This window comes from Flavobacterium sp. KH_001 (assembly GCF_057840745.1).
On sequence record NZ_CM174520.1, the window covers coordinates 1,496,622 to 1,516,772 of the forward strand.

The following is a 20,151-nucleotide window of genomic DNA, read 5'->3' on the forward strand; positions in this document are numbered from 1 at the left end:
GATAAGTATCAAGATGGAAAATTTATTTTCTTTCGAATTTTATAAATTAAGAATTTGATTTTATTTCGAATATCTCGAAATCTAAGAAACTATAATTGCTGGTGGACCACGCAATAAATAAGCGCTTCCTGAAAACGAAAAAACATTCTCAGAAATGGTGAAAAAATAGGGTATTTCTTTGTGAAAAGTACGAAATTGGAAAGCAAAATCTTCAGGAAGAATATAACTTCCGAAAGCAAAATGACAAACATAACACAAATCATAATTATGATGCTGGTGCGTTATCTCACCTTGAGGATCATTATAATCATGATGACATTGTTTTTCTGAAAGCTGCTTTACAATATGCTCATAACTGTGTATCGACTGAAACAATATTGAGAACAATATCGTCAGCGCGAAAGAAACACTTAATAGGAGCTGCTTTTTTTTCATTCAATACAAAGGTATAAAAGAGGAATGAAAAATTGATTCATTTTTTGGATTCTGTTGCTGATATATTGAAAATAGCGCAACAAATAGTTTTATTCGTCGTGAAAAAGAGAATAATTGCTTTCAAATGGTATCCTGAACTGGCATTATATTATATTTGTGTGAAATAAATCAACGCTAAAAAACGTTTATTTGAGAACCACTTTAAAACCAAAATACGATATGCGATTCCTTTTAAGTTGTTTGTTTTTAGTTTCGTTTTTCAATGCTTTTTCGCAGGAAGAAGTGAAACCTGAAATAAAACCAGTGGTTAAAATTGACTCCTTATATCGTGAAGATCAGTTTTATTTTACGATAACGTATAATATGTTGGTTCAGGGACCTCCAGGCTTAAAACAAGATAAATTTTCTGCCGGATTTTCAGGAGGTTTTTTACGTGATTTTCCCATCAATAAAAAAAGGACTTTTGCTATAGCACCGGGTTTAGGAATAAGTTATCAAAATTATTATCAAAATCTTACCATTTCAACGGCTACTGACGGAGCATTACTTTATGGTGTCAACAATTATGATGAATTTGTCTCCAATAGATTTCGACAATACACAGTTGATTTACCAATAGAATTCAGATGGCGAAACTCGACTTTTGAAAGCACTAAATTTTGGAGAATTTACACGGGAATAAAATTCAGCTATGTTTTTGCAGCCAAATCTGTTTTGAAAGACGGAGAGAATACTTATAAAATTAAGAATAATCCGGATTTAAATGATTTTCAATACGGAGCTTACATTTCAGCGGGATACAATACCTGGAATATTTATGCCTATTATGGTTTAAATCCTTTGTATAAATCTTCGGTAAAAACTATAAACGGAGAAAGTGTCAATATGAGAACACTAAACCTTGGACTGGTTTTTTATATTCTATAGCCACAAATATAAAAACAATACCTGCGGTAGAACACCCAGTACCAAACCGATCATTAATTCTTTAGGAGTATGCGCTTCCATTTCTAAGCGTGAAGACGCCACAACTCCGGTCATTAAAATTAGAAAGGCTCCCCAATAAGGATTTTGCATTTGTAAATGCATATTTAAGCCAATTACAAAAATGGTCAGGCCACTAATGGCCATCATATGCAGACTTGCTTTTATTTTAAAAAGTGAACACACCAAAGCTAAAATTGTACTGAATAAGGCACCGAGAAAAAAGAAATGAAGTTCAGGATAACGTGCAATTACAATACTTCTTTTTACCAAAAGAATGTATAAAAAACACTGCAAAACGAGTGGAATTTTGCGTTGTGATGTTTCAGGAACCATGACAGAACTTACGTGTCCGGTCGAACGAAGTAACAAGAAAAACAAGACCGGAACCAGGATTGTAATGATTAGAATCTGGAACAATACATAATATTTTTCCTGATTGGTAAAAATATCTCCTTTGCAAAAAAGATAAAACAAGGTGGCATACATCGAAATAAAAATCGGATGTAAGATATAGGAGAATAGTGGAAGTATCTTTTTCAAAACGCTATATTTTTGTGGTATTCAACAAATATAATAATGTTTTTTACCGCTAAATATATAAATTGTCACAAATTATCTTTAAAATATTTTAAAGCTGTGGCAAAAAAAGATTATAATAATTCGTGTAAAATACTGCAATTGTTTTGCTTATTTGCTATCGCCCGAGTCGTGGCTAACTTTTTAATCTTCGCGTAATATTTTTTTCACGCTCCCGATAGCTATCGGGAGCGTGAAAAAATAATTCGTGATTGCTTCGCCTATTTGCCAACGCTCGAGTTGGGCTACTTTTTTAATCGCAAAGAATTAGTGGAAATTTGTGTAATTCATGGCAAACCTTTTTCTTTTTTTACTTTCCTTCAAATCCAATAATTAGTGAAATTTTGTGAATTTCGTGGCAAACCTTTTTCTAAATTTGACAAAAGAAACTTTCTAAATGAGCATAAATTTAAAAAACCTTATTTCAGTTCTTGACGCCAAATGGATTGGTCCTGATACTGATATTTTTGTTGATCATATTTCTATCGACAGCCGCTCGCTGCAAAACGGATCAAAAACATTATTCTTTGCTTTGTCCGGCGCGAATAATGATGCTCATTTATATATTCCGGAGTTGATAGAAAAAGGTGTTCAGAATTTTGTAGTGCACCACATTCCCAAAAACAGTGAAGGAAAAGCCAATTTTTTGGTGGTAAAAAACACGCTCAAAGCTTTGCAGCAATTTGCAAGTTATTATCGTGATCTTTTCGATTTCCCTGTGATAGGATTAACAGGGAGTAACGGAAAAACGATTGTAAAAGAATGGCTTAATTTTTTATTAAGTCCTGATTATAATATTATAAGAAGTCCTAAGAGTTATAATTCTCAGGTTGGCGTTCCGCTTTCTGTGATTGCCATCAACGAAAAACATAATTTGGGTATTTTCGAAGCCGGAATTTCTACGGTGAATGAGATGAGCAAACTTGAAAATATCATCAAGCCTACAATTGGTGTTTTAACCAATATTGGACCGGCACACGATGAAGGTTTTGAGAAATTAGAGCAAAAAATAAAAGAGAAATTGCTGCTTTTCAAAAAATCTAAAGTCATTATTTATCAAAAAAACAAACTTGTTGACCACTGTATAGGAGCTTTTTACAAAGAATATCCAGTAAATGAAAGAGACCTTTTTTCCTGGAGTTTTACTGATAGTACGGCAGATGTTTTTATTCTGGAGAAGGAAAACAGAAATGAAAAAACAACTGTTCAATATCAATATCAAAATGAATTTTTCGATTTAGAAATTCCGTTTAGTGATTCAGCTTCGGTTGAAAATACGATTTCTTGTTTATTGGTTCTGCTTTATTTTAATTATGATTTTGAAACGATTCAGGAACGCATGAAAATGTTATATCCGGTCGAAATGCGTTTGGAAGTAAAGAACGGAATCAATAATTGCAGTATAATTGACGATAGTTACAGTTCCGATTTCCAGTCGCTTAAAATCGCTTTGGATTTTCTGGAAAGCCAGCAAAAAAAGAATGCGACGAAAACGGTTATTTTGTCTGATATTTTCCAAAGTGGGTTTTCAAATGAAGAGTTGTACTCAAAAGTAGCACAACTTATCGCTGATAATAAAGTTAATCGTGTAATTGGAATTGGAAAAACAATCACCTCTTTTGCAGCCAAATTTCCGAACATTATTACATTTGAAAACACGGCCGAATTTATCTCGAAATTCGAAAGTTTGAATTTCATTAATGAAACGATTCTAATTAAAGGTGCGAGATCGTTTCAGTTTGAAGAAATCGTTGCATTACTTGAAGAAAAAACACATGAAACGGTTCTGGAAATTAACTTAGATTCCATTAGTCATAACCTGAATTTCTTTAAAGCAAAACTTAATCCTGAAGTAAAAATCATGGTGATGGTAAAAGCTTTTGGATATGGAAACGGAGGTTTGGAAATCGCAAAGTTACTGGAACATCATAAAGTAGATTATTTAGGTGTGGCTTTCGCCGATGAAGGAATCTCATTGAAAAGCGGAGGTATTAAATTGCCAATTATGGTCTTAAATCCGGAATCGACCAGTTTTCCTTCGATTATTCAATATCAGTTAGAGCCTGAAATTTATAGCATAAAAGGATTAAATGCCTTTTTAAAAATTGCGAGAGAAAAGAATCTGAAGGATTTTCCTATTCATATAAAACTAGATACAGGAATGCATCGTTTGGGTTTTGAAGAAAATACGCTCGATGAATTGATTGCAACTTTAAAAGGAAATACGACCGTAAAAGTAAAAAGTGTTTTGTCCCATTTGGCTACAAGCGACGAAATGAAACATTATGATTTTGTCATTTCTCAGATTAATTTATTCGAAAAATTATCTTCAAAATTAATTTCAGAATTAAATATTAATCCAATTCGCCATATTCTAAATACATCCGGAATTAGTAATTTTCCGGAGGCACAATATAATATGGTACGACTGGGAATTGGTTTGTATGGTGTATCCAATGATCCATCGGAACAAAAATATTTAGAAAACGTAAGTACTTTAAAATCCATTATTTCTCAGGTCCGAACAATTCCTGGGGGTGATAGTGTGGGTTACGGCCGTCGATTTATGGCTGAAAAAGAAACAAAAATTGCGACCATTCCCATTGGTTATGCTGACGGAATCTCGAGATTATGGGGAAATCAAGTTGGTTTTGTTACAATTAAAAATCAAAAAGCTTTTATTGTCGGAAGTGTTTGTATGGATATGCTAATGGTTGATGTAAGCGAAATTGATTGTAGAGAAGGAGATTCTGTTATTATTTTCGGCGAAAGCCCAACGGTTATGGAAATGGCAGAGGCATTAAAAACTATTCCGTATGAAATTTTGACTAGTATTTCGCAACGTGTAAAAAGGGTATTTTTCCGATAGTTTGCTGGGATTTTAAATAAAATTACGTATTTTTGATATACTTAATTATAAATTTAAAGAAACAATTATGAGTGTACTTTCGGAATTTAAGGAATTTGCAATGAAGGGCAACGTAGTCGATTTGGCTGTCGGTGTCATTATTGGAGCTGCTTTTGGCAAAATTGTAAGCTCACTAATTGAAAATGTTATTACGCCCTTGATATTAAAACCGGCATTAGATGCTGCGCATTTATCTACTATCGAAGAATTAACAGCCTTTGGAGGTGTAAAATATGGTCTGTTTCTTTCCGCTGTTATTAATTTTATAATTGTGGCTTTTGTATTGTTCTTAATTATTAAAGGACTAAACAAGGTGAAGAAGAAAGATGAAGTTGTTGCGCCACCAGCCGGACCAACACAAGAAGAATTGCTTACTCAAATCAGAGATCTGTTAAAAAACAAACAATAATATATTATACCGCTACACTAAGTCTAACTTAACCGCTCCTTAATTGGGGCGGTTTTTTTGTTTTTGTTTAATTTGTAACATTTTGTTATTTTTTGTGAAGCGTCTTGTTTTCACTTTTATTATGTATACTTTTGCATTATAATTTAGATTTAATTCATACTAAAAATATAAAAATGAGAATAGCGGTTGTAGGTGCCACTGGTATGGTTGGCGAAGTAATGCTGAAAGTTTTAGCCGAAAGAAATTTTCCGGTTACAGAATTGATTCCTGTTGCATCTGAAAGATCAGTAGGAAAAGAAATTGAATACAAAGGAACAAAATATAAGGTTGTAGGAATGCAAACAGCAGTAGATATGAAAGCTGATATTGCGGTTTTCTCTGCCGGAGGTGATACTTCATTAGAATGGGCTCCAAAATTTGCTGCAGCCGGAACAACTGTTATTGATAATTCTTCTGCGTGGAGAATGGACCCTACAAAAAAATTAGTAGTTCCTGAAATCAATGCTGATACCTTAACAAAAGAAGATAAAATTATTGCAAATCCAAACTGCTCTACTATTCAAATGGTATTGGCGTTGGCTCCTTTGCATAAAAAATACAACATCAGAAGAATCATAGTTTCTACTTACCAATCGATCACCGGAACTGGTGTAAAAGCAGTAAGACAATTAGAGAACGAATATGCAGGAATTCAGGGTGAAATGGCATACAAATATCCAATTCACAGAAATGCGATTCCACATTGCGATAGTTTCGAAGAAAACGGATACACTAAAGAAGAAATGAAATTAGTTCGCGAAACTCAGAAAATTCTTGGTGATAATACCATCAGAGTAACGGCTACCGCAGTACGTGTTCCTGTTGTAGGAGGGCATAGTGAGGCAGTTAATGTTGAGTTTACAAATGATTTTGACGTAAACGAAGTTCGTGAAATTTTACACCATACTGATGGAGTAGTGGTACAGGATAATTTAGATACCTTTACATACCCAATGCCATTATATGCAGAAGGTAAAAATGATGTTTTTGTTGGAAGAATCCGTCGTGACGAAAGCCAGCCAAACACTTTAAACATGTGGATTGTTGCTGATAACCTTAGAAAAGGAGCAGCTACAAACACAATCCAAATTGCTGAATATTTAATTGCAGCAGGTTTGGTATAAACCAGAGATTAAAGAAAATTGTTATAAAGGAAAAACCGTAATTGCAGCAATGTAATTACGGTTTTTTTATTTATGAGATTTACTATAAATTACGGTTTCCTTTTATCAAGAGAATTTATGGCATTTCCTATAGATATAAAATACATAATTGAAACTGAAGAACATTTGGGTGTTGAATTTCCATATGAATTCAAGCAAAAAATGATAAATCAGAATGGAGGCGAATTGATAACAGAAGGCTATGATTGGCAACTTTACCTTTTTTTTGATAAATCGGATAAAAAGAGAATAAGCAGAACTTGTAATCATATTATTTTAGAAACGAAACAAGCTAAAGAATGGCATAATTTCCCCGAAAATGCCGTTGCAATTGCTACAAATGGCTGTGGCGATTATTTAATTCTTCTTTCATTAGAAAATGATGCTAAAAAGTTAAGTGAGAGAATTTATTCATGGTTTCATGAAAAAGAAGAAATTAAAGAGGTAGCAAAAAATATAACTGAACTTATTGATCTGTAAACAATCTTCTATTGGAATTTAAAATACTGGGATTTTATTTTTAATATCCCGTGGTCTGATTTAGTTCTAAACAAAAATTCCAAATTTCAATAGTGTATATAGTCTATTGGAATTTGGAATTTTTAAAAATTGTAATTTATTTTAATATTCAGGAGCCAGTTCTAATTCCAGTCCTTCTAATTCTGTAGTAATTGGAATCTGACAGCCTAAACGACTATTAGATTTAACATAAAATGCCTCCGAAAGCATGGCTTCTTCATCATCTCCCATTTCGGGTAATGCAACATCATTTAGAACATAACACTGGCAAGAGGCACACATGGCCATTCCGCCACAGGTTCCTTCAACAGGAAGTTCGTACGCTTTGCATAACTCCATTATATTCATTGCCATATCAGTTGGAGCTTGTAACTCGTGTATAACTCCTTCTCGATCTTTAATCTTTATTAATACATCCATTTTATTAATTGGAAATTTATGGGTCGGATTTAATAACGTGATTAAATCCTCATTTATATTAGCTAGTTGGTTTCAGGCTAAATGCGAATTCTTTTCTAGCGTTTTCTTTAAGGTGCATTTTTACACCAAGTTTATTGCCTCCCTTTTCTAAAATTGTAACAACTGCAATTACGGAGTAGTAATCATTATCTGACTGAAAAATCAACATTCCTTCATAAGTTGAATTGATGACCCCTTGTTTGTCAGTTGTGGCAGAAATTTTTCTTGGATGAGCAAATTCAGCTGTACTGTAAGTTGACTTATTTGCGAATTTTGCTTTTCCTTCTGAAAAATCATAAAGAAAATCATAATTACCAATTCTAAGGCTTCCTTCTTCAGCAGTTGAACTTGTCGAGAATACGATTTGTCCAGCATATTGAAAATCTGACCATTCTTCAGATTCGCTTACCCATGCTTTATCAACAACCAGGGTTTGTGTGCTTTGTTGTGCGTAATTTGCAGATACAAAAAATAACAATAAAAATAGAGCGTAATAATTCTTCATATATATAAGATTTAGGGTTATGTGACAAATTTAAGTTAAAAATGTATTAATTCGTTAACTAAAACTCTTAAATCTTTATATTGTTTTTTGTTAAATCCGCAATTTTAAATGCTTTTTTAAAAGCTTTATTCGAAATTTGCAAGACAAACACTCTTAAGGCCTATTATTCTTGTTAAATAATTGACGACGTAAAGTAAAAAAAAAGGCCTTTTGCTTTACATTATGTTTACCACAGTTTCGATTTGTGGAGCATACTTTTTTATCGTTGTTTCAACACCAGCTTTTAGTGTCATCTGATTTACACTACAGCTAATACAGGCTCCTTCAAGACGAACTTTAACGTGTTTGTCATCTTCGATAGAGATTAGTGAAATGTCTCCTCCATCAGAATTTAAAAACGGTCTGATTTCATCTAGAGCCAATAATACGTTGCTTGTTAATTCTTCTGTTGTCATAATTTTATTTGTCAATTAAACAATGTTGCAATTAGAAAATGCGATAATTAGATAATTTTCTAATTGGCACATTTTCTAATTTTCTCATTATCTCAATTATCTAATTTTTCTTTACCGCTGAACATCCTGCCATAGTTGTAATTTTAATGGCTTCGGTTGCTGGTAAGCTATCGTTTCTGTTTACTGTTTCTTGTACCACATTTCTGGTAATTTCTTCAAAAATAGTTTCAATTACAGAAGCCGTTTGTAAAGCTGCCGGACGACCGTAATCTCCTGCTTCACGAATGGACTGTACAATTGGTACTTCTCCTAAGAATGGAACATTTAAATCTTCTGCAAGATTTTTAGCCCCTTCCTGTCCAAAGATATAATATTTATTGTCAGGTAATTCTTCTGGAGTAAAGTATGCCATATTTTCAATAATTCCCAAAACAGGTACATTGATATTATCCTGCATAAACATGGCAACTCCTTTTTTAGCATCTGCAAGTGCCACAGCCTGAGGTGTGCTCACTACAACCGCTCCGGTAATTGGCAATGATTGCATGATAGAAAGGTGGATATCTCCGGTTCCCGGAGGTAAATCGATTAACATAAAATCTAATTCTCCCCAATCTGCATCAAAGATCATTTGGTTTAATGCTTTTGCAGCCATAGGACCTCTCCAGATTACAGCCTGACTTGGTGCCGTAAAGAATCCGATTGAAAGTATTTTGATTTCAAAGCTTTCAACTGGTTTCATTTTTGATTTTCCGTCAACGGTAATCGAAATTGGTTTTTCGTTTTCAACATCAAACATAATAGGCATTGAAGGCCCGTAAATATCAGCGTCTAAAACTCCAACAGCAAAACCCATTTTGGCAAGTGTTACAGCAAGATTTGCAGTAACAGTAGATTTTCCAACGCCACCTTTACCAGAGGCAACGGCAATAATATTTTTGATTCCCGGAATTGCTTTCCCTTTTATTTCATTAGGGTTTTCCTTCGCTTCAACTTTAATGTTTACTTTAACTTTAGCTTCAGGAGATACCAATTCGTGAATTGTCTTTTTGATATCATCTTCAGCTCTTTTTTTAATGTGCATTGCCGGTGTGTGCAATAATAAATCTACCACAACTTCATCACCAAAAGTAATAACATTGGCAACAGCACCGCTTTCAACCATATTTTTTCCTTCTCCAGCTATGGTGATTGTTTCCAGAGCTTTAAGAATTTCTTTTCTATCTAATTTCATTTTTAATGTAGGTGTTTCTATTGGAGAAACTTATTTAAACACTATCTTTATTTAAACTCGTTTCAGACTGCAAAGATAACAGATTATGTTCGGATTTCTGCCCTTTTTGAATCGTATTTATTGATATCGAAATTATTCAAAATGATACTATTGTGCTTTTTTAGTCATCAATAAAATTAATGAAGGTTGAAAATTTAGCTTAATAAGAAAAAGAAACCCGCCAGATCTACTAAATCTGACGGGTTTCTTAAAAAAAATGGTCTACAAGTTTTATTCGTATTTTAAATATTTTAAAATGTCTATTTTGGTCACCTGATAGGCTTTTGCCAAAACAATCATTAAAGTTAAAATCAATAAAGAAACCAGTGCAACAGTAAACGGTACAATCGAAACATTGATTCTGAAAGCAAAATTCTCCAACCATTTTTGCAATAAAATATAAGCTGGAACAATTCCGATTAAGAATCCCATCAGGCAAAAAATAACATATTGTTTTGATAATTCTTTAAGCAGAATATCTGTTTCTGCACCTAATGTTTTTCTGATGGCAATTTCTTTCAATCTTCTTTCCATCGAAAATGATGCCAAAGCAAATAATCCAAAAACGGCAATAATGATAACTACAAGATTCAAAATAAAGAAAACATCTTTTTGTTTTACCTGTTCTTCATAGGTTTTGGCGAAACCTTTATTTACAAATTCATAATCAAAAGGGTAATCAGGATTTACGTTTTTCTCCCAGTAGGCTTTTAAACCGGCCAATGTTTCGCTTAAATTATTTGGAGAAACTTTTACATAAACATTCTGAAAATTGTTCCATTTTAAAGTTTTCGTATTAATGAAAACCATTGGCGGTACTTTGCTTTGAAATCCCGTAATGTGAAAATCCTTTACAATTCCGACAACCTTAAATTTTAAATTTCCTTTTTCATTTCCCCAGCCAGAACTTATTATGGTATTAATGGGATTTTTTAAGTTTAATGTTTTAGCCAGAGTTTCGTTAATCAGCCAGTTGTCGATTGTGTCTGAAGCAAATTTGGGTGACAAATCTCGCCCTTCGACAATCTTAATTTTCATCATTTCCAAAAAGCCAAAATCCATTTCAACATTTCGCGGCTGTACAAAAATACCATTATGTGTAAGACCAGAGCTGGAATTAGTGCTGTTTCCAAAAGTACCTGCAAAGGTAGAGACCTCCTGAACTCCTGATATCTTTAGGACTTCTTGTTTTGTGGTTTGATATTTTTGTCCTTTCGTTTTGTAATCCGGATAGTTAAAAGGAATTCGGATAACCTGATCTCCGCTAAACCCCAAGTCTTTATTCATCATATAATCAACCTGAGAGTTGACAATCAAAGCTCCAATGATAAAGAATGCGGCAATTCCGAATTGAAAGATAAGCATCGAATTCCGAATCCAAATACCGCTTTTGCTTCTTGAAAAATTGCCTTTTAGTACTTTTAAAGTTTCAAAATTCGAAATATAAATAGCTGGGAATATACCCGCAAGAATGATTACTAATCCAAATATAAAAATAAGCTGCAGGTAAAATTCGCCGCCATTCATAGTCAAATATTTCTTTAAAAAGTTATTATAGTAAGGCAATGAAAGTTCTACGATGGCTAAGGCAAATACAATAGCCAGAACTACAATAATAGCCGTTTCAAAAATAAACTGACTGATAATCTGGTTTTTTGAAGCGCCTACAATTTTACGGACACCCACTTCTTTAGCACGTTTAATGGCAGAAGCCGTTGCCAGATTAATATAGTTTACCAGGGATAAAACCAGGATTAAAACGGATAATCCTGCCATGATATATAGAAGCTGTAAGTTTCCTCTACCTTCAGGAGTCGATTGTCCAGAAGCTTTTGTACCATGAAGGCGAATTGTTTTCAGCTGATCGAAAATAATTTTAATTTCACCATTTTCTTTGATGTATTGCTCTGGAGTCTGGCCACTTTCTTTAGCATCTTTTAAAGTTCTGTTTACATAATTTACGTTATGCATTTTCTTTAAAACTACCGCAATATCACTGTTCTTTTTGGTTTTAATCATCAAACCATAATTAAAGTTTCCCCATTGGTTTTGATCGCCTTCACGAACTACCCCTCCAAAAACATAATTAGGTTCGACAGTAGATGGTTTTATCAAACGGTAAACCGCTTTTACCGTATAAGATTGATTTTCATAGTTAATAGCTTTTCCAATCGGATCTTGATCGTTGAAAAGTAATTTTGCTTGTTCTTCTGAAATGGCAACGCTGTTTTTCTCTTTCAAAATGTCTTTTTTCGAACCTTTTATGATTGGAAAAGGGAAAAAATCAAAAAAGTTATTATCAGAAACCGTGATCTTTTTGTCTATTAATTTTTTATTTTGATATTTAATTACAGATTCGTTGTACCAAACATTCATAAAGCAAATTTGCTCAATTTCAGGAATTGTTTCTTTACAGGTATTCCCAAAAGGGATAGAACTTGTTCCCCAAGTGTCGCCAGTTGCGCCTATTACATTAAGAACCTGATATACATTTTCTTTTTCAGGATTCCATCGATCGTAAGCGTGTTCGTTGTTCCAATATAAAATCGCGAAAATTACGCCGGCAATTCCGATGCTTAATCCTAAAACATTTAAAAACGAAAACAGTTTGCTTTGCTTTAAATGATAAATAAATATTTTAAACCAGTTAAAAATCATGGTGTATTTTTTATAGTTGTTGTTAGTTTTTTTAAAGATCTAAAAAGGTTTTTTGAACCTCTTAGTTTTTAGATCATTGCTAATATCTGGCAAACCAATCCAATTAGGATTGTGATTGCGGTTACAATAAATTTTATCATCTTTAAATTATTTAGCGTCCATAAAAACATCTACATTTCTCTGATTGAATCGCTCAGAGAATATTACACCGTCTTTCATGTGAATCGTTTTTTGCGAAAACGAAGCATCATAATCAGAGTGGGTTACCATCAAAATTGTCGCGCCTTTTGCGTGCAAATCGGTTAACAGTTCCATTACTTCATTACCGTTTTTACTGTCCAGGTTTCCGGTTGGCTCATCGGCCAAAATGATTTTAGGATCATTTACCAAAGCTCTTGCAACGGCAACTCTTTGTTGTTGTCCTCCCGAAAGCTGTTGCGGATAATGTTTCAAACGATGAGAAATATTTAGTTTCTCAGCAATAGCTTCAATTTTTTGTTTTCTGTCTGATGCTTTTACGTTGTTGTAAAGCAAAGGCAATTCGATATTGTCGTAAACAGAAAGTTCGTCGATCAGGTTGAAATTTTGAAAAATAAATCCGATGTTTTCTTTACGAACTGCAGCTCTTCCTTTTTCTTTAAGGCCAATCATTTCCTGATCTAATAATTTATAACTCCCATCGGTAGCGCTGTCCAAAAGCCCGATGATATTTAGTAAAGTCGATTTTCCACAACCTGAAGGTCCCATGATAGTTAAAAAATCACCTTTTTTAATTTCTAAAGAAATACCGCTTAAGGCTGATGTTTCTACTTCTTCTGTTCTAAAAACTTTGGTTAAATTTTGAATTGTTATCATAATGCTTAAGGTGTTAAATGTTATTATTCGTTTTTTGATTGATGATTTTGATTGATGATTGAAACGTATTTTTTTGCCACGAATTCCACGAATTTCCGCGAATTATTTTTTTAATTTTTTCGCCCTGAATAAAAATTTGTGAAAATTAGTGTAATTCGTGGCGAACTTTTTCTCGTTTTTTTGTCATTTCGACGGAGGAGAAATCACATCCAGAGAGCAACGCACTGTAAATCCGTTATGTGATTTCTCCTCCGTCGAAATGACAAGATTGTGTTTAGTGCACATTGCTTATCGATAATTCTTCTACATCTTTATAATCCGTATAAGAAGAAGTAATCACAGATTCGCCCTCTTTTAAGCCTTCCAGAATTTCATAATACGAAGGATTTTCCCTTCCTAATTTGATGTTTCTTCTTTCGGCTTTATTTCCTTTTACTACAAAAATCCATTTTCCGGCTGTTTCCTGATTGAAGCTTCCTTTTGGAACGACTAATGTTTTGTTTTTCTCTGATAAAATCAGTTTTACGCCAAAACTAAGTCCGTCTTGCAAAACGATTTCTTCTTTAGAAGTGAAAGCCAATTCTACTGTAAAGTGCCCGCTTTTTACTTCCGGAATTACTTTGGTTACCAGAACTTCCAATGTTTTTCCTTTAAATTCTACCTGACCTTTTAAGCCTTCGCGAACTTTCTCTAAATAGAATTCATCAACATCAGCAGCAAGCTTGTAACCTTTTTTCGAATCGATTTTTCCAATACTTTCTCCCGCCTGGAATGATTTTCCTAAAACAGGTTCAAAGGATGTTAATCTTCCAGTTTCCGGAGCTGTAATTAAAAAGTTCTTTTTGTTGTTTCTTAAAATATCCAAACTTTTTTCCATCGTCTGAATGGAACGATTGATTTGTGAAATCTGAACCTGATTCGTTTGTTTTTCCTTTTGAATACTTTGCTGAATGGTTCTTTTGCGCTCTTCCTGAAAACGTAGACTTTCTTTAAAGGTATTCCAGTCGTTTTTCGAAATCACTTCTTTTTCATATAAACGAGCATTCATATCGTATAATCTTTTGGCGTCGTTATAATCGTGTTCGATCAAAACCAAATCTTTATTTAAATTCAATTCCTGATTTCTAATGTTCAGTTTTCCGGTATTCAAATTGTTGATTTGTTCAATAATGGCGGTTTCCTGAGTCAGGTAATTCAGTTCTGTATTCGGGTTGTACAAACGAGCCAATGATTGCCCTTGGGTTACCATCGCGCCGTTCTCCACGAAAATCTCTTTTACAGATCCTCCTTCTGTAACGTTCACAAGCATTACGTTCAAAGGTTCAACTTTAGCCTGAAAAACCACAAAATCTTCAAAAAAGGCTTTTTCAATTTTTTGAACCGATAGTTCTTCAGCTTTTACATTTAAACTTCTTTTGGTGTTAAACGAAAAAAAGATGATGACAGCCAAAACTAAAAAAACTCCAATTGCTATTGTGAGATATCTAAATTTTCTATTTTTACGAGGAATTACCTTGTCCATTTTATAAATAATTTGTTGATTACCAATAGGTAAATACTGTGCCACAAAATTTATTATTTGTAAAGTCTTGATTTTAAAGAAGCTTTAAAAACCATTCAAAAAAAGGAGTGTTCGATAATGAACAGTTGACCGTTCGAAATCGGACAAAAAAAGACAGATGCGAAAAAAATTAGCCCAAATATTAATTGTTGACGATCAGGAAGAAATTCTTTTTTCGGCAAAAATGATTCTCAAAAAACATTTTGAAACCATTTTTACCAGCAACAATCCCAAAAAAATCATTTCTCTTTTAAGCGAAAATGAAATAAATGTGGTTTTATTGGACATGAATTACCGAATTGGTTTTGAAGACGGGCGCGAAGGAATTCATTGGCTGAAAGAAATTAAAACCCTTTCTCCTCAAACCATTGTGATTTTAATGACAGCATTTGGTAAAATTGAAACCGCTGTTGAAGGAATAAAAATTGGTGCTTTTGATTATGTTTTGAAACCCTGGCATAACGAAAAACTACTGGAAACCATTGATAAGGCTGTCGCCGAAAGTAGAAAAAACAGTAAAAAACCAGTAATCGAAAAAACTGAAAAAATATACTTCGTCGGCACTTCCCAAAAAATAAAACAAGCCTATTCTATAGCGGAAAGAGTCGCCAAAACCGACGCCAACGTTTTAATTTTAGGTGAAAACGGAACTGGAAAATATGTTTTTGCCGAATTTATTCATGAGCATTCTGAAAGAAAAAATCAGCCTTTTGTCCATGTTGATTTGGGTTCGTTGAGTGATAATTTATTTGAAAGCGAACTTTTTGGATACGCAAAAGGGGCTTTTACTGATGCCAAAATAGATACGCCGGGAAGATTCGAAATGGCTTCAAACGGAACAATTTTTCTCGATGAAATCGGAAATATTCCATTGCATTTGCAGGCTAAATTATTACACGTTTTACAAACCAAAACCGTTACACGCTTAGGCGAAAGCAAACCAAGGCCGTTGAATGTCCGAATTATTTCGGCAACCAACAGCGATATTAAAGCCGAGGTGAAAAATAAAACCTTCCGTGAAGATTTGCTGTACCGAATCAATACAATGGAAATTCATTTGCCATCCTTGCGCGAACGAAAAGATGATATTGTTCCGATGGCCAATTTTATCCTCAATCAGATTGCCGAAAAATACAATCATGGTCCCGAAGCTTCGGGATGGCAGTTTGAAGAAAATGCCGGCTCGTATTTAGAAAAATACCCATGGAAAGGAAATGTTCGCGAAATGGAAAACAAGATAGAACGCGCTTTAATTTTAGCTGATAATAATACAATAACGGTTCACGACTTAGATATTCTGGATTTTGAAGATATTCAGCAAAACGATGAAAATCCACTTTCTGAAATGGAGAAAACTGCTATCGAAAAAGCCTTATTCAAACACCACGGAAACATCAGCAAAACCGCTGAAGAATTAGGTTTGTCAAGAGCCGCTTTATATAGAAGAATAGAGAAATACGATTTGAAGAATACATAGTAGTTTTTTGCCACAGATTAAAGGATTAAAATGATTTTTAAATTTTTTTCACGCAGATTTTGCAGATTTGAGCAGATTTTATGTGAAATCATCTTAATGCCGTAATCTGTGGCGATAAAAAAATACTAAGGGATAGATTGATTTTAATCTAATTTTATCTGCTTAAATCTGCAAAATCTGCGTGAAACAAAAATCATTTTAATCCTTTAATCTGTGGTAACAAAAATATAAAATATGAAAAATTGGAAGTTTTATAACGCCTTATTTGTGAGAGTCTTGTTTGTCATGACGCTCTTCTTCTTTTGCGTTTTTCTGATCTATAAAATGTTTTATTACAATGCCATTTTATTCGGACTTTTTGCTGTTGTAATGTTGTTCGAAATGTATTTTTTTGTAAAAAACCAATTACTGTTTTACGACAGAACATTGCTCTCCATGCTTCAAAAGGACTTTTCAACCAATTTCCCCGAAGAGAATAAAAAAGAAAATTTCGAAAGTTTATACCTTTTATATGATGCTTTAAAAGTTCAGCAGCAAGAACAAACTTCAAAAGAATTGGTTTATCAATCCATCTTAAATAGCATTGATACCGGAACGCTTATTTTAGAAAAAGAAAATGACGAGTGGAATATCTTTTTGATGAACGATTGCTTTTCTAATTTATTCAAAGTGCCAAAAGTCAGTCATTGGAGTTACTTAAAAAACTATTTGCCATCGCTTTGCAATGAAATTGAAAAGTCTGATTTTGCCGAATTAAAGTCGGCGATTTCGATTAAAATTGAAGATCAGGATCTGCAGACTTTTATGCTTCAAACTTCACTTACCAAAACCTATAACAAAGAATATTTTATCATTTTACTAGATAGTATTCAGCGTGTGATTGAGAAAAAGGAAAAAGAAGCCTGGATTAATTTGATGAAGATTATTTCGCATGAATTAATGAATTCCTTAACACCGATTCGTGCACTTTCGCAGAATTTACTCCAAATTGTCGATCAGGAAAAATTGGAAGAAGATGATTTTGAAGATATCAAAAGCAGTATTTCGACAATTATAAACAGGAGCGATCATTTACAGGTTTTTGTGGAGAACTACAGAAAACTGGCCATGCTTCCAACGCCAACGAAAGTGATGACGCCAATCAACGCGCTTTTCGATGACTGCCTCCGAATCATGAATCCGATTTTAAAAGCAGAGAATATTGAATTGATAAATGATATTAACAGTTCGCGTTCTATTTTGATTGATAAAAATCAGATGGAGCAGGTGATTATCAATTTGATTACAAATAGTATTTATGCCTTAAAAGAGAAACAGGAAAAGAAAATGTTTCTCTCCAGTTATACCGAAAATAACCGTTTCTTCATTACGATATCGGATAACGGAAAAGGAATAGATTCTGAAATTAGAGACAAGGTTTTTCTGCCGTTTTTCACCACCAGAAAAGACGGCGCCGGAATTGGTTTAACCCTTTCTAAAAACATCATCGAAGCGCATGGGGGTTATTTAAGCTACCAAACCGATGAAGATAAAACGAGTTTTGTTATTTGCTTGATTTGATTTTTTTCCACCATATAAGTGATATACGTTCATTATGGATTGCGGATAAATCTCTCGCAAAGACGCGAAGTCGCAAAGTTTTTGTTTCACGCAGATTTTTAAAAGATTTAAGCAGATGTACACGGATTTAATATATAAACAATCTGCATACATCTGCTTAAATCTGCAGAATCTGCGTGAAATATTTTTTTAATCTGTGGCAGTAAATAAAAACTTTGCGCCTTCGCGCCTTTGCGAGATTCAATGACAAAGTAAAGCAAAACTTAAAATGAACTTATATCACTTATATGGTGGAAACATCCGGCGTCCAAAAGTGTTTTTCGAGATCTATAATTTGATTGTCTATAACTTCAATGCCCTCGCTTTCCAGTAGTTGCTGCATTAAATTCGTTCCGTCAAAATGGTGTTTTCCGGTTAAGAGTCCTTTTCGATTGACAACGCGATGCGCTGGAACATCATCCCTATTATGACAGGCATTCATCGCCCAGCCGACCATTCGCGCAGAGCGTGCAGTTCCCAGAGCTTTTGCAATAGCGCCATAAGAAGTCACTTTTCCATACGGAATTTGTCTGGCGATGTCATAAACTCTTTCAAAAAAATTATCTTCTGCCATAGGTTGTTTTTTTGCCACAGATTAGAGGATTAAAAAGATTTTTAAAATTAGTTTCCCGCAGATTCTGCAGATTTGAGCAGATCAAATATAAATCTTTTTAATCCTTAATAAGTTGAATATTTTATCAAATAGAAAAGATAAGTTTAGTCAAAAATATATCCCTTTAAATCTGCCTTAATCTGCAACCCGAGCGATAGCGAACTGGCGAAGCAAATCTGCGTGAAATATTTTTTACCACACAAACAAAAATCATTTTAATCCTGTAATCTGTGGCAAACTAAATCTTTATCCAAAATAGTAATTCAAAATATTAAAAAGAGTTACCACGGCAACTAAACCCGTAATGCTTCCAATAATAGTATTCATATTCCGCATCAGGTAATCGGTTTTCTTTTCTATTTTTCCGAAGAAGCCGATGTAACTGTACAAAGCAGCAAACGAACCCAAAACAGAACCCATTACAAAAGTAAAAATGATATTGCTTTCAAAGACAAATAGATGGTAAGAAGCTAAAGTAACACTTACCAAAACATAATACGGAATCGGGAAAAAGTTCAATCCCGAAAGTAGCATCCCTAAAAAGAAACGGCTTTTTTTACTGCTCTTTTTGATTTTCGATTTCTTTTTGGTTTTCGGTTCTTTGGCGATAAACAGAAAATAGATCGTTAGTATGGAAAAAATTACAAACCCAACTTCACGCAATAAAGTCACAACATCAGGGCGATTGTCAATTACGTGAGCAAACAAAAGCGCCACATAAACCTGAAAAAAAATCACGACAAGCGCTCCCAAAACAAACCATAAAGCGTTCTTTCTTCCTTCTTTCAAGTTTACTTTTGCTGCGGTCATGTTGATTAATCCAGGCGGAATAATCCCAATGAAAGCGGCAATGAAACCTGAAAGTAATGGAGTAATTAAGACCATTCAGTTGTTTGATGGGTTAGTAAAATCTGTTTTAAAATTAAATTAGTCTTTAATTTTAAAACGAATATACGTAATTGCCTTGTTAATTTCTAAATATTGTTTTTCATAAAAAGTCTGAAAAGCAGTAACTTCTTCCGGACTTCCTTCGTTAGTATACACGTTATGATTGGCATATAAAACTTCGTGACCTTCACCGTGAAGCAATCCAAGCGTATAACCGTGCATGAATTCACTGTCGGTTTTAAGGTTTACGACACCGTCTTTTTTAAGGATTTTTTTGTACAATTTCAAAAACTCGGAATTTGTCATTCTGTGTTTTGTTCTTTTGTATTTGATTTGCGGATCCGGAAAAGTAATCCAGATTTCGTCTACTTCGTTATCAGCAAAAATATGATTGATCAATTCGATTTGAGTTCGAATAAAAGCAACATTATGAAGTCCGTTTTCAACAGCGGTTTTAGCACCTCTCCAGAAACGAGCACCTTTAATATCAATTCCGATAAAATTTTTGTCTGGATATCTTTCTGCTAATCCAACAGAATATTCTCCTTTTCCACATCCTAATTCTAAAACTAATGGATTGTCATTTTTAAAGAAATCAGAGTTCCATTTTCCTTTTAAAGGCATTAAATCGCCTACAACTTCTTCTCTGGTTGGTTGAAAAACGTTTTGAAATGTTTCGTTTTCCCTGAATCTTTTTAGTTTATTTTTACTTCCCACTTTTACAAAAATTTTCAGCAAAATTAAGGAATATAAACGAATGAAAATAGCGCAA

General features: G+C 33.7%; 19 protein-coding genes. 7 read left to right on the forward strand and 12 right to left on the reverse strand.

Annotated features, from left to right (window positions below; genetic code table 11):
* Positions 1 to 81 precede the first annotated feature (81 nt).
* Positions 82 to 435 carry a hypothetical protein gene (locus AC3ITQ_RS06585; protein ID WP_375030684.1) on the reverse strand — a complete coding sequence of 118 codons (354 nt, stop codon included), beginning with the start codon at positions 433 to 435 and terminating at the stop codon, positions 82 to 84.
* A gap of 189 nt (positions 436 to 624) precedes the next feature.
* On the opposite strand from AC3ITQ_RS06585, the gene AC3ITQ_RS06590 reads away from it, so the two are divergent.
* Positions 625 to 1,362, forward strand: coding sequence for a porin family protein (locus tag AC3ITQ_RS06590; protein ID WP_489237470.1), 738 nt, complete (start codon positions 625 to 627; stop codon positions 1,360 to 1,362).
* Here the strand turns inward: AC3ITQ_RS06590 and AC3ITQ_RS06595 are convergent.
* A complete protein-coding gene (locus tag AC3ITQ_RS06595; protein WP_489237472.1) occupies positions 1,357 to 1,962 on the reverse strand; it encodes a hypothetical protein in 606 nt (201 codons plus the stop codon). The genes AC3ITQ_RS06590 and AC3ITQ_RS06595 overlap by 6 nt on opposite strands.
* Before the next feature lie 433 nt (positions 1,963 to 2,395).
* Between AC3ITQ_RS06595 and AC3ITQ_RS06600 the strand changes: the two genes are divergently transcribed.
* From AC3ITQ_RS06600 to AC3ITQ_RS06615, 4 genes are all read left to right on the forward strand, one after another.
* Positions 2,396 to 4,867 carry a bifunctional UDP-N-acetylmuramoyl-tripeptide:D-alanyl-D-alanine ligase/alanine racemase gene (locus AC3ITQ_RS06600; RefSeq protein ID WP_489237474.1) on the forward strand — a complete coding sequence of 824 codons (2,472 nt, stop codon included), beginning with the start codon at positions 2,396 to 2,398 and terminating at the stop codon, positions 4,865 to 4,867.
* 67 nt (positions 4,868 to 4,934) lie between these two features.
* Positions 4,935 to 5,315 carry a large conductance mechanosensitive channel protein MscL gene (mscL, locus tag AC3ITQ_RS06605; RefSeq protein ID WP_489237476.1) on the forward strand — a complete coding sequence of 127 codons (381 nt, stop codon included), beginning with the start codon at positions 4,935 to 4,937 and terminating at the stop codon, positions 5,313 to 5,315.
* 173 nt (positions 5,316 to 5,488) lie between these two features.
* The gene (locus tag AC3ITQ_RS06610) at positions 5,489 to 6,478 is read left to right on the forward strand and encodes an aspartate-semialdehyde dehydrogenase (RefSeq protein WP_489237478.1); all 990 of its coding nucleotides are present in this window, start codon (positions 5,489 to 5,491) and stop codon (positions 6,476 to 6,478) included.
* A 72-nt stretch (positions 6,479 to 6,550) separates the two neighbouring features.
* Positions 6,551 to 6,997: an SMI1/KNR4 family protein gene (locus AC3ITQ_RS06615; protein ID WP_489237480.1), complete on the forward strand. Its 447-nt coding sequence runs from the start codon at positions 6,551 to 6,553 to the stop codon at positions 6,995 to 6,997.
* Between the two features lie 141 nt (positions 6,998 to 7,138).
* Here AC3ITQ_RS06615 and AC3ITQ_RS06620 read toward each other — a convergent pair whose 3' ends face one another.
* The 7 genes from AC3ITQ_RS06620 to AC3ITQ_RS06650 form a co-directional block, all read right to left on the reverse strand.
* Positions 7,139 to 7,456: a 2Fe-2S iron-sulfur cluster-binding family protein gene (locus AC3ITQ_RS06620; RefSeq protein ID WP_007805184.1), complete on the reverse strand. Its 318-nt coding sequence runs from the start codon at positions 7,454 to 7,456 to the stop codon at positions 7,139 to 7,141.
* Between the two features lie 58 nt (positions 7,457 to 7,514).
* Positions 7,515 to 8,000 (reverse strand): hypothetical protein, encoded by a 486-nt coding sequence (locus AC3ITQ_RS06625; RefSeq protein WP_375030678.1) that lies wholly within the window; start codon positions 7,998 to 8,000, stop codon positions 7,515 to 7,517.
* A gap of 215 nt (positions 8,001 to 8,215) precedes the next feature.
* Complete coding sequence (locus AC3ITQ_RS06630) at positions 8,216 to 8,455, reverse strand: NifU family protein (protein ID WP_072970266.1); 240 nt, start codon at positions 8,453 to 8,455, stop codon at positions 8,216 to 8,218.
* A 100-nt stretch (positions 8,456 to 8,555) separates the two neighbouring features.
* The gene (locus AC3ITQ_RS06635) at positions 8,556 to 9,689 is read right to left on the reverse strand and encodes an Mrp/NBP35 family ATP-binding protein (RefSeq protein ID WP_026982675.1); all 1,134 of its coding nucleotides are present in this window, start codon (positions 9,687 to 9,689) and stop codon (positions 8,556 to 8,558) included.
* 270 nt (positions 9,690 to 9,959) lie between these two features.
* Positions 9,960 to 12,386, reverse strand: a complete 2,427-nt coding sequence (locus AC3ITQ_RS06640) for an ABC transporter permease (protein ID WP_489237483.1) — start codon at positions 12,384 to 12,386, stop codon at positions 9,960 to 9,962.
* A 147-nt stretch (positions 12,387 to 12,533) separates the two neighbouring features.
* Positions 12,534 to 13,241, reverse strand: coding sequence for an ABC transporter ATP-binding protein (locus AC3ITQ_RS06645; protein ID WP_072970269.1), 708 nt, complete (start codon positions 13,239 to 13,241; stop codon positions 12,534 to 12,536).
* A 274-nt stretch (positions 13,242 to 13,515) separates the two neighbouring features.
* Entirely contained in the window at positions 13,516 to 14,763 is a 1,248-nt protein-coding gene (locus tag AC3ITQ_RS06650) for an efflux RND transporter periplasmic adaptor subunit (RefSeq protein WP_489238905.1), read from the reverse strand.
* A 157-nt stretch (positions 14,764 to 14,920) separates the two neighbouring features.
* On the opposite strand from AC3ITQ_RS06650, the gene AC3ITQ_RS06655 reads away from it, so the two are divergent.
* Both AC3ITQ_RS06655 and AC3ITQ_RS06660 read left to right on the forward strand, forming a co-directional pair.
* Positions 14,921 to 16,279 carry a sigma-54-dependent transcriptional regulator gene (locus AC3ITQ_RS06655; protein ID WP_489237486.1) on the forward strand — a complete coding sequence of 453 codons (1,359 nt, stop codon included), beginning with the start codon at positions 14,921 to 14,923 and terminating at the stop codon, positions 16,277 to 16,279.
* 234 nt (positions 16,280 to 16,513) lie between these two features.
* Positions 16,514 to 17,839, forward strand: a complete 1,326-nt coding sequence (locus AC3ITQ_RS06660; protein WP_489237488.1) for a sensor histidine kinase — start codon at positions 16,514 to 16,516, stop codon at positions 17,837 to 17,839.
* 283 nt (positions 17,840 to 18,122) lie between these two features.
* Here AC3ITQ_RS06660 and AC3ITQ_RS06665 read toward each other — a convergent pair whose 3' ends face one another.
* The 3 genes from AC3ITQ_RS06665 to trmB form a co-directional block, all read right to left on the reverse strand.
* On the reverse strand, positions 18,123 to 18,452 hold the full coding sequence (locus AC3ITQ_RS06665) for an MGMT family protein (RefSeq protein ID WP_489237490.1): 330 nt from the start codon (positions 18,450 to 18,452) through the stop codon (positions 18,123 to 18,125).
* A 285-nt stretch (positions 18,453 to 18,737) separates the two neighbouring features.
* Positions 18,738 to 19,376, reverse strand: a complete 639-nt coding sequence (locus AC3ITQ_RS06670) for a LysE family transporter (RefSeq protein ID WP_489237492.1) — start codon at positions 19,374 to 19,376, stop codon at positions 18,738 to 18,740.
* Positions 19,377 to 19,418: 42 nt separating this feature from the next.
* Complete coding sequence (trmB, locus tag AC3ITQ_RS06675) at positions 19,419 to 20,096, reverse strand: tRNA (guanosine(46)-N7)-methyltransferase TrmB (RefSeq protein WP_489238907.1); 678 nt, start codon at positions 20,094 to 20,096, stop codon at positions 19,419 to 19,421.
* Between the last annotated feature and the right edge of the window lie 55 nt (positions 20,097 to 20,151).

Excerpts from the sequence above, each read along its gene's own strand:
- AC3ITQ_RS06585 (WP_375030684.1), bottom strand. The coding sequence starts at position 435 with ATGAAAAAAAAGCAGCTCCTATTAAGTGTTTCTTTCGCGCTGACGATA.
- AC3ITQ_RS06600 (WP_489237474.1), top strand. The coding sequence starts at position 2,396 with ATGAGCATAAATTTAAAAAACCTTATTTCAGTTCTTGACGCCAAATGG.
- mscL (WP_489237476.1), top strand. The coding sequence starts at position 4,935 with ATGAGTGTACTTTCGGAATTTAAGGAATTTGCAATGAAGGGCAACGTA.
- AC3ITQ_RS06610 (WP_489237478.1), top strand. The coding sequence starts at position 5,489 with ATGAGAATAGCGGTTGTAGGTGCCACTGGTATGGTTGGCGAAGTAATG.
- AC3ITQ_RS06615 (WP_489237480.1), top strand. The coding sequence starts at position 6,551 with ATGAGATTTACTATAAATTACGGTTTCCTTTTATCAAGAGAATTTATG.
- AC3ITQ_RS06620 (WP_007805184.1), bottom strand. The coding sequence starts at position 7,456 with ATGGATGTATTAATAAAGATTAAAGATCGAGAAGGAGTTATACACGAG.
- AC3ITQ_RS06625 (WP_375030678.1), bottom strand. The coding sequence starts at position 8,000 with ATGAAGAATTATTACGCTCTATTTTTATTGTTATTTTTTGTATCTGCA.
- AC3ITQ_RS06630 (WP_072970266.1), bottom strand. The coding sequence starts at position 8,455 with ATGACAACAGAAGAATTAACAAGCAACGTATTATTGGCTCTAGATGAA.
- AC3ITQ_RS06635 (WP_026982675.1), bottom strand. The coding sequence starts at position 9,689 with ATGAAATTAGATAGAAAAGAAATTCTTAAAGCTCTGGAAACAATCACC.
- AC3ITQ_RS06640 (WP_489237483.1), bottom strand. The coding sequence starts at position 12,386 with ATGATTTTTAACTGGTTTAAAATATTTATTTATCATTTAAAGCAAAGC.
- AC3ITQ_RS06645 (WP_072970269.1), bottom strand. The coding sequence starts at position 13,241 with ATGATAACAATTCAAAATTTAACCAAAGTTTTTAGAACAGAAGAAGTA.
- AC3ITQ_RS06650 (WP_489238905.1), bottom strand. The coding sequence starts at position 14,763 with ATGGACAAGGTAATTCCTCGTAAAAATAGAAAATTTAGATATCTCACA.
- AC3ITQ_RS06655 (WP_489237486.1), top strand. The coding sequence starts at position 14,921 with ATGCGAAAAAAATTAGCCCAAATATTAATTGTTGACGATCAGGAAGAA.
- AC3ITQ_RS06660 (WP_489237488.1), top strand. The coding sequence starts at position 16,514 with ATGAAAAATTGGAAGTTTTATAACGCCTTATTTGTGAGAGTCTTGTTT.
- AC3ITQ_RS06665 (WP_489237490.1), bottom strand. The coding sequence starts at position 18,452 with ATGGCAGAAGATAATTTTTTTGAAAGAGTTTATGACATCGCCAGACAA.
- AC3ITQ_RS06670 (WP_489237492.1), bottom strand. The coding sequence starts at position 19,376 with ATGGTCTTAATTACTCCATTACTTTCAGGTTTCATTGCCGCTTTCATT.